Source organism: Pseudooctadecabacter jejudonensis, from assembly GCF_900172275.1.
GTDB lineage: Bacteria > Pseudomonadota > Alphaproteobacteria > Rhodobacterales > Rhodobacteraceae > Octadecabacter > Octadecabacter jejudonensis.
In genome coordinates this window covers 409815-424604 of record NZ_FWFT01000002.1, presented here as the reverse complement: position 1 = coordinate 424604, position 14790 = coordinate 409815, and the positions used below count along the sequence as shown (strand labels likewise).

Below are 14790 nucleotides of genomic sequence, written 5' to 3'. Positions count from 1 at the left end.
GTCAGATGAAGGGGAGGGTCGTGTGATATGTCAGGCCTTTTCCTGTCCCAATTGACGCTCTCCCATTACCGATCGCACAAACGGGCCAGGTTGGCTTTGGATGGTCGCCCGGTCGCCATTTTCGGACCCAATGGGGCAGGAAAGACCAACATTCTTGAGGCGGTGTCGATCCTGTCGCCGGGGCGCGGTTTGCGGCGTGCGTCGTCCGAGGACATGACGCGCAGGCCCGAGGCTCTGGGTTGGAAGGTGACCTCGGCGTTGACCTCGCTTGGGCAGCCACATGACATTGAAACCTGGTCTGAGGGTGGCGCCTCTCGTCAGACAAAGATTGACGGTAAAGCGGCGGCGCAGACCGCATTGGGCAAGATTGCACGCGTGCTGTGGCTGATCCCTGCGATGGACCGTCTTTGGATCGAAGGCGCAGAGGGGCGGCGGCGATTTTTGGACCGCACGACATTGTCTTTCGAGCCGACCCACGCGGAGGCAGTTCTGACCTATGAAAAGGCCATGCGAGAACGCAATAAACTGTTGAAAGACATGGTGGGCGACGCCCATTGGTACAAAGCGCTTGAGGGACAGATGGCCGAGGCGGGCGCGCGCATCCATGCAAACCGCACCCATGCCTTGACCCGATTGGCCGAGGCACAAGCGGCTGCCGAGACTGCGTTTCCAAGCGCAACACTAACCCTGACCCACGCCGAGCCATCCTGCGACGCCCCCGATGATCCACAGGCCCTGCAAGATGCCTTTACGCGCAGCCGCCCCCGCGATCTGGCCGCTGGGCGCACGTTAATCGGGCCGCATCGTGCTGACCTTTACGGAGTCTTTGCGGCCAAAGACGTCCCCGCGAAGGACTGTTCAACAGGAGAGCAAAAGGCGCTTTTGATCTCTCTCATTCTGGCCAATGCCCGTGCGTTGAAAGACGATTTCGGTGCGGCCCCGATTTTGTTGTTGGATGAGGTTGCAGCCCATCTTGATGCCAGCCGTCGTGCCGCACTTTACGATGAAATCTGCGCGCTGGAATCGCAGGCCTTCATGACCGGCACAGGGTCTGAGCTGTTCGGGGAACTTGACGACCGCGCCCAATACGTCGAAGTCACCGATGACAACGGCAATTCGAACGCGCGGCAGCTATGACAATTACCCTTACCGAATTGGCGCTTTATGCCGGTGCGCTGGCCATTCTGTTCCTGACACCGGGGCCTGTCTGGGTCGGTTTGATCGCCCGCGCCTTGTCAGGTGGCTTTGCCGCCGCATGGCCGCTGACGATGGGCGTCGTCATCGGCGATGTCTTGTGGTCGCTGTTTGCGGTCCTCGGCATGGCGTGGGTGGTTGACCAGTATCCGAGCACGCTGGAGGCGCTGAAATGGGTTGCCTGTGCCACCTTCATCCTGATGGGTTACTTGATCCTCAGATCAGCCGACAAAGACCTGAGCAAGGCCGACAGCCGTCTGACCCGGCCCGGCATATGGGCGGGGTTTGTTGCGGGCCTTGCGGTGATCCTGGGCAACCCCAAGGCCATTTTGTTCTACATGGGCATGTTGCCGGGGTTCTTCGATTTGGCCGCGTTCACCACGGCCGATATCATCGCCGTGGCCTCCATGTCCGCGCTCGTGCCGCTTGTCGGAAACCTGTTTATGGCGGCGATGATCGACCGTGTGCGACGCCTGCTGACCTCGCCCAAGGCAGTGCGGCGTATGAACATCACAGCTGGCGTTTTGATGATCGGCGTGGGCCTTGTGATCCCCCTGACATAGGGCGTTTGCGGATACCACTTTTGCCAGGGATCGGCGATGTCCCGAGAGCGCGAAAGCGCGGCAGGGTATCGCCGATTCAATAATTCTGCATAACGCCCCCGAAGCCCACAAAATACGCCCCATTTGCGTGACATCCCTTTGTAAAATCGCTATAAATTGGCAAGCAAATGACAAAGGGTCCAACATGGCCGATGAGCAGCAGAATGCCGAAGAATACGGCGCCAATTCCATCAAGGTTCTCAAAGGGTTAGAGGCGGTTCGCAAGCGCCCTGGCATGTACATCGGAGACACCGACGACGGGTCTGGCCTGCACCACATGGTCTATGAGGTCGTGGATAACGGCATTGATGAGGCCTTGGCCGGTCATGCGGACGCGGTGAACGTCAAAATTCATGACGATGGCTCCGTTTCGGTCAGTGACAATGGCCGTGGTATCCCCGTGGGCATCCACGAGGAAGAAGGCGTTTCCGCGGCCGAGGTCATCATGACCCAGTTGCACGCGGGCGGCAAATTCGACAGCAATTCCTACAAGGTGTCGGGCGGTCTGCACGGCGTGGGCGTGTCCGTTGTGAACGCGCTGTCTGACTGGCTCGAACTGCGTATCTGGCGCGATGGAAAGGAACACATCGCGCGGTTTGAACGGGGCGAAACCGTCAAACATCTTGAGGTCGTGGGTGACACCGATCAGACGGGGACCGAGGTTCGCTTCCTTGCCTCGACCGATACGTTCTCCAATCGCGACTACTCGTTCGAGACGCTGGAAAAACGTCTGCGCGAACTGGCGTTCCTCAACTCCGGCGTCCGCATCATTCTGACCGACGAGCGTCCCGCCGACCATCTGAGGACGGAGCTGTTCTACGAAGGCGGCGTCAAGGAATTCGTCAAATACATCGACCGCTCCAAGGTGCCGATGATCCCTGAGCCGATCTATGTCACCGGCGAAAAGGACGATATTGGCGTCGAAGTCGCCATGTGGTGGAACGACAGCTACAACGAAATGGTGCTGCCGTTCACCAACAACATCCCCCAGCGGGATGGCGGGACGCACATGGCGGGTTTCCGCGCCGCACTGACGCGGACAATCAATGCTTACGCCCAATCCTCGGGCATCGCCAAAAAGGAAAAGGTCAGTTTCACAGGCGACGACGCACGTGAAGGGCTGACCTGTGTGCTGTCGGTGAAAGTACCTGACCCCAAATTCTCGTCCCAGACCAAGGATAAACTGGTGTCCTCAGAAGTCCGCCCCGCGGTGGAATCCCTGATGAACGAAAAACTGGCCGAGTGGTTTGAGGAAAACCCGGCCATCGCCAGAGAGGTCGTCGGCAAGATCATTGAGGCCGCCTTGGCACGAGAAGCGGCCCGCAAGGCGCGCGAACTCACCCGTCGCAAAACGGCGATGGATGTGAATTTCCTCGCAGGCAAACTCAAAGACTGTTCCGAAAAAGACCCGTCCAAAACCGAAGTGTTCTTGGTCGAGGGGGACTCGGCTGGCGGGTCCGCCCAGACGGGGCGGGATCGTCAGACGCAGGCGATTTTGCCGCTCAAAGGTAAGATCCTTAACGTGGAACGCGCGCGGTTTGACCGGATGCTGGGCAGTCAGGAAATCGGCAACCTCGTGATGGCGCTGGGCACCGGCATCGGGCGCGACGAATTCAACATCGAAAAACTGCGTTACCACAAGATCGTTATCATGACGGACGCGGACGTGGACGGGGCGCACATCCGCACCCTTTTGCTCACGTTCTTCTTCCGTCAAATGCCCGAAATCATCGAACGCGGGCACCTCTATATTGCGCAGCCGCCGCTCTATAAGGTCAGCCGTGGCAAGTCTGAGGTCTACCTCAAAGATCAGGCCGCCATGGACAACTACCTGACCGATCAGGGTGTCGATGGCGCCATGCTGCGCCAAGGCAACGGCGAAGAGATCACCGGCGCAGACCTGCGCCGTGTGGTCGATGAAGCGGGCCGTCTGAAACGTGTGCTTGACGCTTTCCCGACGCACTATCCCCGTCACATTCTTGAACAGGCCGCCATCGCAGGCGCCTTCGTGTCCGGCGCTGTCGACAGGGACCTGCAAGGCGTGGCTGACCGTGTGGCCGCCCGTCTTGATCTGATCGCACTGGAATGGGAACGCGGCTGGCAGGGGCGCATCACGCAGGACAAAGGCATCCGCCTCACCCGCATCTTGCGCGGCGTGGAAGAGGTCCGCACGCTGGACGGTGGCATGCTCCGCTCCGGTGAGGCGCGCAAATCCGGCACCTTTACCCAGCACCTGCAAGACGTCTACGCCCAGCCGGCAACGCTGGTCCGTAAGGACCGCGTGCAAAACATCTATGGTCCGCTCGACCTGCTGGCGGCGATCCTTGAAGAAGGCGAACGGGGCCTGTCGCTGCAACGCTACAAAGGCTTGGGCGAAATGAACCCCGATCAGCTGTGGGAAACCACCCTTGATCCGGATGCCCGCACCTTGTTGCAAGTCCGCGTCGAAGACGTGGCAGAGGCCGACGATCTGTTCACCAAACTGATGGGCGACGTCGTTGAACCCCGCCGCGAATTCATCCAGCAAAACGCGCTGAGCGTCGAAAACCTCGACTTCTAGCGTTTGCGCCCTCGCGATTTTTTAGGCACCCGGCTCATGAAATCCGGGGGCCGTTTCGCGACCCAAGCAAAGAACTTCGCCAGCCGCGGATGCGCCCGCAGGGCCTCTGCACTGGCATAATCGCGGGCCAATTCTGCCTCTGACAGCGTCGCGTGGATTTCCTTGTGGCAGATGTGGTGGATCAGGATGACCGGCCCGCCCCTGCCGCCTTTCAGCTTCGGGATCAGGTGGTGCAGGCTTTGCGGCACACCGGGCGGAATGGGGCGCAGACACAGCGGGCAGGTGGGATCATCGCTCATGCCCCAAAGATAATCTGCCCTACCGTCAAGTCGATGACCGCGACTTTTCACTGAACCAATCCCGCCCCCCTCGCGTTCGTCCGGCAAAGGAGAACCGCTATGACTGACAAGACAACCGACAGCACACAGCCCGACAGCACCGCCGACACCCAAGGCCTGACCGAGGTCACGCCCGGCGAGAACCGCGACATTCGCATCGAAGAAATCGACCGTGACGATCCCCCCGTGGCCGACCTCGCGCGTGAACTGCCCAAAGGCGTCAAAGACGCCAACCGGCTTGAGGGCGACTGGTCCGGCGATGGCGACGTCAACCATGCCGACGATGCGCAAGATGCCGCAGCCCCCTTCGACGAATCCAATTCCCAATAAGGAGAGCACAATGACCTCCCCCCTTCTCAAACCCCTCGCCATGGGGCCGATCGAACTTCCCAACCGTGTCCTGATGGCCCCCCTGACCCGCAACCGTGCCCATGATGACGGCACCCCATGGGACAAGGCCGCCGAATACTACGCCCAACGCGCAACCGCTGGCATGATCTGGACCGAAGCGACCCAGATCGATCCGATGGGCAAAGGCTACATCCAGACACCAGGTATCCACACCGACGAACAGGTGGCCGGTTGGCGCAAGATCAACGACGCCGTGCATGCCGCCGGTGGCCGGATGTGTCTTCAGCTGTGGCACGTCGGCCGGATCAGCCACACGTCCGTTCTGCCCGATGGCCGGAACCCTGTGTCGTCCACAGATGTCGCCGCCAAGGCGCAAACCTTCACCGCCGATGGGTTCACCGACACATCGAAACCGGATGCGCTCACGATTGATGGTATCCGCGATGTCATCGCCCAGTTCGAACGTGCCGGACGTTTGGCCAAAGACGCGGGCTTTGACGCGGTCGAGGTTCACGCCGCCAACGGCTACCTCCTCGATCAATTCCTGCAAGACGGCGTGAACACCCGCGATGATGCCTACGGCGGATCGCTGGAAAACCGGCTGCGTCTCGTGCGCGAAGCGATCGGGGCCGTCGCCTCCACATGGGAGCGCGGGCGCATCGGTGTGCGGCTGTCGCCCTTGGGTCAGGCCCACGACATGTCCGACAGCGACCCAGAGGGGCATTTTGCCGAAATCTATCGCGGTCTCAGCGACGAACAGATCGCCTTCCTGCATGTTGTCGAAAATTTCCCCGGCAACGAAAGCGACGGCAAACTGGCGCAAAAACTGCGGCCTGAATTCACCTCGGGTCTTTATATCGCAAACGGCGGATATGATCAGGCCCGCGCGGAAGAGGCGATAGAGACAGGCTATGCCGACGCGGTCACCTTTGGTCGCCCCTTCATCTCAAACCCCGATCTACCCGAACGCATCCGCCAAGGTGCGGACTGGGCCGAGGCTGATCAAGACACCTTCTATGGCGGGGATGAGGCGGGCTACACCGACTATCCGAAACTCGACACAGCCGCCGCAGCGGCCTGACCCACTGGGCCGTTCTTCATTGGGCCGTCCCGCATTGGGGCGGCCCTACAATGTATCCGCGATAACGCCCAAAAACCGCGCGACTTCGGCTTCGCTGTTGTAATGGCACATGGACACCCGCACAGCGGCCTCCTGTCCCAAAGGCGTCAGGATATTCCCGCTGTAATGGTCCGCCTTGCGCACATGGGTCCGCACGCCTTCGACGTTTAACGCCGCAACGATATCTGCTGCCGCATGCCCGTCTGCATAAAAACACACCAGCCCCTCACGCGCTGGGTTGTCCACGCCACCGACAACGTGAACACCGTCATAATCAGCCAATCCTTTCAGATTGCCGACCCCGTGCAACATCGCCTCCGTCAATGTCCTCTCGTGGGCCTTGATCGCTGTCCCCGCCGCCTCGATCCGGTCGCGGCGGCTGTCGCCACCGCCCACCTGCGCCCCCAACCAGTCGAAATAATCGACGACATCGTGGAATGTCGCATAGGCCCCGGTGTCCCGCGTTCCGAATTCCCAATTTGCCTCCGGTCCGCCGTCCAACTGCTCCGGCCCCAAGGCGGTCAATCGGTCACTGACCCACGCCACCCCATACCCATGGCGCGAAAACACCTTATAGGGCGACACGACATAGCCATCGACGCCCGCCGCCGTCAGGTCAATCAACCCGTGCGACGCATGCTGAATGCCATCGACGATGACAAAACACTCCGGCGCCACCGCCCGGATCGCCGCCGCAATCGCCGCCAAATCCATCCCCATGCCGGTCACAGGCGACGTGTGCAAAATCGTGGCCACCTTGGTGTCCGGCGTCACCGCCGCCGCATAGGCGTCAGCCGTCACCAACCCCAACGCATCATCATGGGCCACCAGCCGATAATCGCGTCCAAAGGCCTCCGCCCAATGTGCCATGGCCGACCTCGATGCTGGATGTTCAACGGTCGACCCCAAGAGCACCCCGCCATCCGTTCCAGTCACAGCCGTCCGGATCAGACGGAACAACAACTCCGTCCCGCTCTCGCCGACAAAAACCTGACCGCCGGGCGCGTTAAACCACTCCATCGCAGCAGCCTTGGCCTCTGCAATGATATCCACCAAAGCATGGGCCGCCGGATTATCCCGCCCCTGATTGTCGGGAATGGCCGCAAACCGTGCTGACGTCTCCACGGCTGCATTTAACGTCAACGCACCGCCCGCATTCTCAAAAAACACACGTGGCCCCTGAAACGGGCAAGCCTCCACATGCGCAAATTTGGATCGGATCGTGTCCAGCAGGTCAGGGGTGATCATGGCGTGTCTCCTTTGCGCCGACATCACCCCAATTTGCTACGAAAGGCCAGCGGTTAAGTCTTCGGACCGACGTGATTTTCACCGCGTTCTTTCGACAGCGCAATCTGCTTTTGCCGTTCACGAAACCGGTCCTTGTCGCGGTCCGATGTCTCGCCCGCGCACTGATGACACGATACGCCCTCTTCGTACTCCGCCCGCGCGGTGTCCTCGGGCAACAGCGGTCGCCGGCAGGCGTAACACAACACATGCGGCCCCTCGGCCAGACCGTGCCCAACGCTGACGCGCGCATCAAAAACGAAACACTCACCATCCCAAGTGCTGTCCTCCTGAGGAACCTCTTCGAGGTACTTCAGAATGCCGCCCTTCAGGTGATAAACCTCCTCAACCCCCTGACCAATCAGGAAATTGGTGGACTTTTCACAGCGGATTCCGCCCGTGCAAAACATGGCAATGCGCTTGTTGTGAAAGCGATCCTTGTTCTCCTCCCACCAGGCAGGAAACTCGCCAAAGCTCTTGGTCTGTGGATCAATCGCACCATCAAACGTACCGATCGCCACCTCGTAATCGTTCCGCGTATCGATCACCGCCACATCGGGCGCGGCGATCAGCTCATTCCAATCCTTGGGCGCCACATAACGGCCCACCGCGGCCGTCGGGTCCACATCCGGCTGGCCCATTGTCACGATCTCACGCTTCAAACGCACCTTCATCCGGTTGAAAGGCGGCACCGACGCCGTGCTTTCCTTCCACTCCAGATCAGAACAGCCCGGCAAGGCACGTATATGCGCCAAAGCCGCATCAATCCCTGCGCGCGTGCCTGCAATCGTGCCGTTGATCCCTTCTTTGGCCAGCAGCAACGTGCCTGACACACCATGGCTGCAACACACAGCGGCCAACGGCCCCTTCAGCGCAGCAGGGTCCTCGAACTTGGTAAAATGATAAAGGGCAGCAACAGTATACATGCGCGACCAAATACGCCCCCCCGCGGATGCGCGCAACTCCCCCTTCATCTGACCAGAAAAACTCACACCCGCCCTTGGCCCCACATCGCGAGGCCCTTAAACAGGGCGCATCAGCAGCCAAAGGTGCCCACATGTCCCACGCCCTCCTTGTGATCGATGTCCAAAACGACTTCTGCCCGGGCGGAGCACTCGCCGTCTCCGGCGGGGATGAGATTGTGTCGCCCATCAATGCCCTCATGTCAGACTTCGACGCCGTTGTTCTGACGCAAGATTGGCATCCCGCAGGCCACAGCTCCTTTGCCTCAAGCCATGACGCAGAACCGATGTCGTTGACCCAAATGCCCTACGGACCGCAAGTGCTGTGGCCTGATCATTGCATTCAAGGCTCGCAAGGGGCGGCGTTTCACGCCGACCTCAACACCGACGCCGCAGATCTGATCATACGTAAGGGATACAATCCGGCAATCGACAGCTATTCCGCCTTTTTTGAAAACGATCATTCAACCCCAACCGGGCTCGAAGGTTACCTGCGGACCCGTGCCATCGACACCCTGACGCTTGTGGGCCTCGCCACGGACTTTTGCGTGAATTTTTCTGCGGTGGATGCCGCAAAACTTGGCTTCACGGTCCACGTCCGCACTGACCTTTGTCGCGCAATTGATTTTGACGGATCGCTCAAGGCCGCCCGCGCGGGCATGGTCGATGTTGGGGTTAATTTGCTGTAAAATTGGGGCTTACTTGTCCTTAAACCTTTGTGTCGTACTCCGATCTTGTATTTGGGAAAGGAGACTACGATGATTCCACGTGAACCCCGCCTTCCGACCAAGGCCCCGATTATTCTGTCCGCTCGGGGATTTGGACGTAAATTCGTTGTTGAAAATGTCAGCAGTTCTGGCGCCGGCCTGACGGGGGCAAAAGATCTCCGTGTCGGTGAACGCGTCACATTGAATTTCAAAAATAAGAGTGTTGATGCCATCGTGCGCTGGGCCGCCAATCGCCGCGTTGGCGTCGCGTTCCGTGAACGGCTGGATGACGCCTTGGTGCATTCGATTGCCCAAAGGCCGTTCTCTGACCATGCGAAGGCCGCCTAACCTGTTGTCCTGGGTTAGCCCCAAATGTCCCCGATGGTGAAACCTTCGGGGAAGGGGTCACTTGGGTCCAACATCCATTGCGCAACGCCCGAAATCCAGCCGCGCCCTGACAGGCTGGGCACAATCGCGTCGTAATCGCCGACCTGTGTGATGCGCTCGATCCGGCCCGTGAACTTTGTCCCGATGGGTGAGGCGTTGATGTAATCCTCGCCCACCCCCAACTCTCCTTTGGCGTGCAGGACAGCCATCTTTGCGCATGTGCCAGTGCCGCAGGGGGATCTGTCCAATGCGCCGGTCAACGCGTCTGGCCGCAAAGGGTCAAATGGGCCGGACGACACCGAAATCGCTCCGCGTCCATGGGTGGCGGGATCAATAGGCGGCGCAATGATTTGTCCGATCGTAGGCCCGGTCAGGTCTGGGTTGTCGGGATGTCGCACCGGATATTGTTCGGCAGCAGCGTGCCGCATCGCTTCAATCGCCCGCACGCTGGCTGCGCCATTTTCCGCAACCGGATCAATGCCAAACTCCGACGCATCTGCAATCACGAACCACATGCCACCCCATGCAATGCTGGCCGTGATCGTGCCAAATCCGGCCACATCCAATGGCACATCCAGATGTGCGACAAATGCCGGGACATTTTCGAACGCGACACGTTCAACTTTGCCATCTTTGCAAGTCGCACGCACCTCAATCACGCCTGCGGGGGCCTCTAGCCGCAAGGTGGTCACAGGTTCGACCATGGGGACAATGCCGGTTTCCAACAAAACCGTCGTCACACAAATAGCGTTCGATCCTGACATCGGCGCGTATTCCGTCTGCTCCATCACAATGAACCCCGCATCTGCCGAAGGGTCACAGGGCGGCACAATCGCATTGCAACACAGCGCCGGATTGCCGCGGGGTTCACGCAGCATCAACAGCCGGATGTCATCGTGGTGCGCCTCCAGATAGCGCATCTTTTCAAACACGGAATTGCCCTTCAGCACAGGCATCCCACCTGTAATCACACGTCCGCCTTCGCCCTCTGCATGGGCTTCGACCGCCGTGATCATCCGTGTCATCTTCATTGCAACCGCGTCCTTCGTTTGATCTAACACCGTCAGCCGCAAGGGAACTCTATCATGGTCGACATCGCAACCCGTGTCTGGAATCACCGCTGGAAGATCGACCCGATCGTCCGCTCCCTCATCGATACAGATTTCTATAAACTGCTGATGTGCCAGTCGGTGTTTCGCAACAAACCCGACACCCAGGTCACCTTCTCGCTGATCAACCGCACCAAATCCGTGCGCCTCGCCGATCTGGTGGACGAGGGGGAGCTGCGCGAACAACTCGATCACGTCCGCTCCCTCTCTCTATCCCGTGGCGAAAGCACGTGGATGCGCGGCAACACCTTTTACGGCAAGCGCCAGATGTTCAGCTCCGAATTCATGGATTGGTTCGAAAACCTCCGCCTGCCGGATTACCACCTCGAAAAACGGGACGGCCAATATGAACTGACGTTCGAAGGCAGCTGGCCCGAGGTTATGCTGTGGGAAATTCCCGCCCTCTCCATCCTCATGGAACTGCGCGGCCGTGCGGTGTTGGGCACCATGGGCCGGTTCGAACTGCAAGTCCTCTACGCCCGCGCGATGACGAAATTGTGGGAAAAGATCGAGAAACTTCAACCGCTTGAAGGGCTGCGTGTCGCTGATTTCGGCACCCGCCGCCGGCACTCCTTCCTCTGGCAGGACTGGTGCGTGCAGGCCATGCAAGAAGGCTTGGGCGACGCCTTCCCCGGCACCTCCAACTGCCTCATCGCCAAAAACCGCGATCTTGAGGCCATCGGCACCAACGCCCACGAACTCCCCATGGTCTATTCCGCCTTGGCCGAGGACGACGCAGCCCTCGCCCGCGCCCCCTATGACGTGCTGTCCGACTGGCACGACGAACACGACGGCAACCTGCGCATCATCCTGCCCGACACCTACGGCACGCGAGGTTTCCTCGAAAACGCCCCAGACTGGCTGGCGGGCTGGACGGGGATCAGAGTGGATAGCGGAGACCCCGCAACCGGCGCCGAAACCGCCATCAACTGGTGGAAATCCCGCGGAGAAGACCCCCGCGAAAAACTGGTGATCTTCTCCGACGGCCTCGACGCCGACAAGATCGTGGCCCTGCATGAGCAATTCAAAGGCCGCGTGAAGGCTAGCTTCGGCTGGGGCACGATGCTGACGAACGACTTCAAAGGCCTCACCCCCGACAACCGCCTCGCCCCCTTCTCACTCGTCTGCAAAGCCGTGGAGGCAAACGGGAAGCCGACCGTGAAACTGAGCGACAACCCGAATAAGGCGATGGGGCCAGAGGCTGAGGTTGAACGGTATAAGCGCGTGTTTGGGGTGGGTGAGCAGGAACGGGTGGAGGTTGTGGTTTAGTCTTCTTTCTGCTCTCTAAGGTTGCGATAATGTTTGATCGATAGTGTGAAGGTGGCCTCTGAAGTATGAGATTGAATGGCAACCAAAATGTAGTTCGTCAAAATTTTAGTCTGAAACGCCAGCTTGCTTCGCTGAATCGAGACCTTGAAAAGGTCATTTTCGCAATTGATGAGAAGGTTTTAGACCGAATTTATTTCGGCCATAGTCATCGCATCACATCAGATGTCCTCAGTGAGGTGCAGAAAGCTATTTTGATGCTTGAGGATCGTGGGTTCTTTGCTCATAGAGGTTTCGAATTTCGGGCGCCACTGCGAATTCTTAAACGAATAATTTCTTGGAAACGGCTAGGCGCAATAAGCACAATCGACCAACAGTTGGTACGAATTGCAACCGGGCGTTACGAGCGAACTATTCGCCGGAAAGTCAGAGAAGCACTATTAGCGTTTCTCCTCAATGCTCACCGTAGCAAGTCCCAGATATTCTACGCATATATTCATGACAGTTACTTTGGCTATCGCTTGGAAGGTTGCGAAATGGCCTCAAGTTTCATTTTCTCTAAGCCTGCCTTGTCCTTATCGTCCCATGAGGCTTGCTTCATCGCGTCTTTATTGGCAAGGCCCCTTCCAAAAAGCGTATTTGAAGCGATTGAGCTAGAAAAAAAGATTCGAGTCATCACTCCTGAGATTATCATTCGGATAGGTGAGTTACAGGGTCTCAAGTGGGCGCGTGCTGTAAACTCGCGATATCAATACGCTCTAGAGATTCTGCCTTCGACGCCAAGCAGTCTGCGGACCAGATAGAGCCGGCTTACCATTTCAAGATCGTCTCCAGACAAATTGTTTATGGATTGGGTCCGACCTATTTCGCCGTTTGAAACTCTATCGTCCAACTCATTGAGGAACTTGTGAATGTCATGCTGAATTAGGCTAAGGCGCTTCTCTGAATTGTAGAATAATTCACGGTCGCGAGTGCACAAGTGTTCTAGCCCAGGTTTTTTCGAAAGACTCAAAACAGCACTTGCATACTGGAGGCCAGATTGAATGCGGTGTTCAAAATTTAGAACTGTTGAGCGACCAAAGCTGTGATAGATACGTGACAGATTGCTTGAGTAACCACCCATCCAAGCCGTAGTGGCTTGTCGGAATTCATCTCTATCTAGGTCGACCGCTGATCCGGACAGAACCTTATGAGTAAATTTCCTCTGTGCTTCAAGGCGACGATCAAGAGCTTCTGAGACAATCTTGATTGTTTCCTTCGCTTCAGCCCTCTCCTTTTCTTCGAGATCTTCTAAACTTCTGTGCCGCCAAGTGCGTTGCTGAATAGTTGCGCCAATGACCGCCGCAATTAACCCCAGAAAAAGTGTTGAAAAGAAACTTCCCATAACGACCACTCCAAACTACCAACTATCTTCAGCTTATTTGACTTGGCGAGGCGCGACAACAGGCATGCGTTTCTAACAACATCCAAATATTTTACTCAAACCTCCGGCCCCTTGCGCAACGCCTTAACCTCCCCCCGCTTCTTCTTCGCCTCCACCCGCTTGCGCTTCTGGTTCGCGCTGACCCGGGTCGGGACCCGCCGTTTGGGGCGCTCGAATGCTTTGCGGACCAATTCCACCAACCTCTCCCGCGCGATCTCCCTGTTCCGCGCTTGTGACCGCGTCTCCTGCACGAACAGCACCACCGCGCCATCGGACGTCCAGCGGCGGCCCGCCAGCCGCTTCAGCCGCGCCTTCGCATACCCCGTCAGCGCCGGTGACCGTTCCGCCTCGAACCGCAGCTCCACCGCTGTGGACACTTTGTTGACGTTCTGCCCGCCCGGACCGGACGACCGCACGAACTGCTCCGTCACCTCCCAGTCCTCGATCTGGACCCCGTCCATCACCCGCAGTGGCATCGCGCCCGTCCTTCTTTGGTTCTCAATTCCTCAACCCCGCGGCTGGCCAAGCTGCCATACGCCAGCCATACGCGAGCCATACGCAAACCATACGCCCCAAATCCCCAAAGAAGAAGGCCGCCCCGGCGAGGGGACGGCCTTCCGAAAGTTACGGAGGTGGGGTCGGTTAGGACCGGCGTTTCACGCGCGCCACCTGCAAAGCTACATGCCCAAGGGCTGCCCTAGACACGTCCCTCCACAGTTGTCCCGACACCTCTCTCCAAATGCTTTCTCGACACTGGATCACCTCCTTTCGTTGTTTCGCCTAAGGGTAGGAAACCACAACTTCTGGGGATCACCAAAACAAATTTACGACATCTGGGCGTTTTGTTGGATCCGCCCAACAATCAGGCGGAACGGGATCAAGGCGATCAAAGCGATTGCAATTTTCACACCCCAGTCGACGACCGCCGTCCCGACCCAGCGCGTTGCGTCAAAGCCGAACGGGGTGGCCACAACTTCATTAAAGAAGTCGGTGTTATGGTCCGCACCCAGAACGGCGACAGCCCCCGCAGAGAACGCAATAGAGAAGAAGAGGGCCGTGTCTACGGCTGAGCCGATCACGCTCGACACCAGCGGTGCGCGCCACCATGTGCCTGCACGCAAGCGCGAGAATATCGCAATATCCAAGAGCTGTGCCGTCAGGAAGGCGATGCCAGACCCAATCGCGACGCGCAGGGTCACTGCAGGCGCCATAAAGGGATCGTCGGCTGTTCCAAGGTTGATCTCAACCTGACTGCCGATCAGGGAACAAATAACGCCTACGGCAAAGCCCACGAACACAACGCGACGGGCTGCGGATGCGCCATAGACGCGGTTCATGACGTCTGTCACCAGGAAAGCGATAGGATAGGTGAAAGCACCCCAGGTCAGCCAGTCGCCGACAAAGAACTGCACAAGAATGTTGGACGCCACAACGACAGTGGCCATGGCGATCACGCCAGGAAGAATACGGGTCATTTTATCAATCCG

General features: G+C 58.5%; 16 protein-coding genes. 9 read left to right on the top strand and 7 right to left on the bottom strand.

Going from position 1 to position 14790, the window contains the following annotated elements; all coding sequences use genetic code 11:
* The first annotated feature begins 27 nt into the window (after positions 1-27).
* From recF to gyrB, 3 genes are all read left to right on the top strand, one after another.
* On the top strand, positions 28-1137 hold the full coding sequence (recF, locus tag PSJ8397_RS07170; RefSeq protein ID WP_085863901.1) for a DNA replication/repair protein RecF: 1110 nt from the start codon (positions 28-30) through the stop codon (positions 1135-1137).
* Entirely contained in the window at positions 1134-1757 is a 624-nt protein-coding gene (locus PSJ8397_RS07165; RefSeq protein WP_085863900.1) for a LysE family translocator, read from the top strand. Before recF ends, PSJ8397_RS07165 begins: the two co-directional genes overlap by 4 nt.
* A 184-nt stretch (positions 1758-1941) precedes the next feature.
* Positions 1942-4356 carry a DNA topoisomerase (ATP-hydrolyzing) subunit B gene (gene gyrB, locus PSJ8397_RS07160; RefSeq protein ID WP_085863899.1) on the top strand — a complete coding sequence of 805 codons (2415 nt, stop codon included), beginning with the start codon at positions 1942-1944 and terminating at the stop codon, positions 4354-4356.
* Here gyrB and PSJ8397_RS07155 read toward each other — a convergent pair.
* A complete protein-coding gene (locus tag PSJ8397_RS07155) occupies positions 4353-4655 on the bottom strand; it encodes an HNH endonuclease family protein (protein ID WP_085863898.1) in 303 nt (100 codons plus the stop codon). The genes gyrB and PSJ8397_RS07155 overlap by 4 nt on opposite strands.
* A gap of 99 nt (positions 4656-4754) precedes the next feature.
* Here PSJ8397_RS07155 and PSJ8397_RS07150 point away from each other — a divergent pair, with 99 nt between their 5' ends.
* Entirely contained in the window at positions 4755-5024 is a 270-nt protein-coding gene (locus PSJ8397_RS07150) for a hypothetical protein (protein ID WP_085863897.1), read from the top strand.
* Between the two features lie 10 nt (positions 5025-5034).
* Positions 5035-6126 carry an alkene reductase gene (locus PSJ8397_RS07145; protein WP_085863896.1) on the top strand — a complete coding sequence of 364 codons (1092 nt, stop codon included), beginning with the start codon at positions 5035-5037 and terminating at the stop codon, positions 6124-6126.
* Between the two features lie 45 nt (positions 6127-6171).
* Here the strand turns inward: PSJ8397_RS07145 and PSJ8397_RS07140 are convergent, their stop codons facing one another.
* Positions 6172-7413 carry an aminotransferase class V-fold PLP-dependent enzyme gene (locus tag PSJ8397_RS07140; protein WP_085863895.1) on the bottom strand — a complete coding sequence of 414 codons (1242 nt, stop codon included), beginning with the start codon at positions 7411-7413 and terminating at the stop codon, positions 6172-6174.
* Positions 7414-7466: 53 nt separating this feature from the next.
* Positions 7467-8375 carry an oxygen-dependent tRNA uridine(34) hydroxylase TrhO gene (gene trhO / locus PSJ8397_RS07135; protein WP_085864284.1) on the bottom strand — a complete coding sequence of 303 codons (909 nt, stop codon included), beginning with the start codon at positions 8373-8375 and terminating at the stop codon, positions 7467-7469.
* Positions 8376-8506: 131 nt separating this feature from the next.
* Here trhO and pncA point away from each other — a divergent pair, with 131 nt between their 5' ends.
* Positions 8507-9100 carry a bifunctional nicotinamidase/pyrazinamidase gene (gene pncA / locus PSJ8397_RS07130; RefSeq protein ID WP_085863894.1) on the top strand — a complete coding sequence of 198 codons (594 nt, stop codon included), beginning with the start codon at positions 8507-8509 and terminating at the stop codon, positions 9098-9100.
* Between the two features lie 45 nt (positions 9101-9145).
* Positions 9146-9466, top strand: a complete 321-nt coding sequence (locus PSJ8397_RS07125; protein WP_143515394.1) for a PilZ domain-containing protein — start codon at positions 9146-9148, stop codon at positions 9464-9466.
* A gap of 14 nt (positions 9467-9480) precedes the next feature.
* Here the strand turns inward: PSJ8397_RS07125 and PSJ8397_RS07120 are convergent, their stop codons facing one another.
* Positions 9481-10536, bottom strand: coding sequence for a proline racemase family protein (locus PSJ8397_RS07120; RefSeq protein WP_085863892.1), 1056 nt, complete (start codon positions 10534-10536; stop codon positions 9481-9483).
* A gap of 54 nt (positions 10537-10590) precedes the next feature.
* Between PSJ8397_RS07120 and pncB the strand changes: the two genes are divergently transcribed.
* Positions 10591-11883: a nicotinate phosphoribosyltransferase gene (pncB, locus tag PSJ8397_RS07115; RefSeq protein WP_085863891.1), complete on the top strand. Its 1293-nt coding sequence runs from the start codon at positions 10591-10593 to the stop codon at positions 11881-11883.
* A gap of 65 nt (positions 11884-11948) precedes the next feature.
* A complete protein-coding gene (locus PSJ8397_RS07110; RefSeq protein WP_085863890.1) occupies positions 11949-12683 on the top strand; it encodes a biosynthetic peptidoglycan transglycosylase in 735 nt (244 codons plus the stop codon).
* On the opposite strand, the gene PSJ8397_RS16830 is transcribed toward PSJ8397_RS07110, so the two are convergent.
* From PSJ8397_RS16830 to PSJ8397_RS07100, 3 genes are all read right to left on the bottom strand, one after another.
* Positions 12629-13264, bottom strand: coding sequence for a hypothetical protein (locus tag PSJ8397_RS16830; protein WP_143515393.1), 636 nt, complete (start codon positions 13262-13264; stop codon positions 12629-12631). The two genes, PSJ8397_RS07110 and PSJ8397_RS16830, sit on opposite strands and share 55 nt — an antisense overlap.
* Positions 13265-13359: 95 nt before the next feature.
* Entirely contained in the window at positions 13360-13779 is a 420-nt protein-coding gene (arfB, locus tag PSJ8397_RS07105) for an alternative ribosome rescue aminoacyl-tRNA hydrolase ArfB (protein WP_085863889.1), read from the bottom strand.
* A 348-nt stretch (positions 13780-14127) separates the two neighbouring features.
* Positions 14128-14778 (bottom strand): queuosine precursor transporter, encoded by a 651-nt coding sequence (locus PSJ8397_RS07100; RefSeq protein ID WP_085863888.1) that lies wholly within the window; start codon positions 14776-14778, stop codon positions 14128-14130.
* Positions 14779-14790: the final 12 nt, after the last annotated feature.

Excerpts from the sequence above, each read along its gene's own strand:
- recF (WP_085863901.1), top strand. The coding sequence starts at position 28 with ATGTCAGGCCTTTTCCTGTCCCAATTGACGCTCTCCCATTACCGATCG.
- PSJ8397_RS07165 (WP_085863900.1), top strand. The coding sequence starts at position 1,134 with ATGACAATTACCCTTACCGAATTGGCGCTTTATGCCGGTGCGCTGGCC.
- gyrB (WP_085863899.1), top strand. The coding sequence starts at position 1,942 with ATGGCCGATGAGCAGCAGAATGCCGAAGAATACGGCGCCAATTCCATC.
- PSJ8397_RS07155 (WP_085863898.1), bottom strand. The coding sequence starts at position 4,655 with ATGAGCGATGATCCCACCTGCCCGCTGTGTCTGCGCCCCATTCCGCCC.
- PSJ8397_RS07150 (WP_085863897.1), top strand. The coding sequence starts at position 4,755 with ATGACTGACAAGACAACCGACAGCACACAGCCCGACAGCACCGCCGAC.
- PSJ8397_RS07145 (WP_085863896.1), top strand. The coding sequence starts at position 5,035 with ATGACCTCCCCCCTTCTCAAACCCCTCGCCATGGGGCCGATCGAACTT.
- PSJ8397_RS07140 (WP_085863895.1), bottom strand. The coding sequence starts at position 7,413 with ATGATCACCCCTGACCTGCTGGACACGATCCGATCCAAATTTGCGCAT.
- trhO (WP_085864284.1), bottom strand. The coding sequence starts at position 8,375 with ATGTATACTGTTGCTGCCCTTTATCATTTTACCAAGTTCGAGGACCCT.
- pncA (WP_085863894.1), top strand. The coding sequence starts at position 8,507 with ATGTCCCACGCCCTCCTTGTGATCGATGTCCAAAACGACTTCTGCCCG.
- PSJ8397_RS07120 (WP_085863892.1), bottom strand. The coding sequence starts at position 10,536 with ATGAAGATGACACGGATGATCACGGCGGTCGAAGCCCATGCAGAGGGC.
- pncB (WP_085863891.1), top strand. The coding sequence starts at position 10,591 with ATGGTCGACATCGCAACCCGTGTCTGGAATCACCGCTGGAAGATCGAC.
- PSJ8397_RS07110 (WP_085863890.1), top strand. The coding sequence starts at position 11,949 with ATGAGATTGAATGGCAACCAAAATGTAGTTCGTCAAAATTTTAGTCTG.
- PSJ8397_RS16830 (WP_143515393.1), bottom strand. The coding sequence starts at position 13,264 with ATGGGAAGTTTCTTTTCAACACTTTTTCTGGGGTTAATTGCGGCGGTC.
- arfB (WP_085863889.1), bottom strand. The coding sequence starts at position 13,779 with ATGCCACTGCGGGTGATGGACGGGGTCCAGATCGAGGACTGGGAGGTG.
- PSJ8397_RS07100 (WP_085863888.1), bottom strand. The coding sequence starts at position 14,778 with ATGACCCGTATTCTTCCTGGCGTGATCGCCATGGCCACTGTCGTTGTG.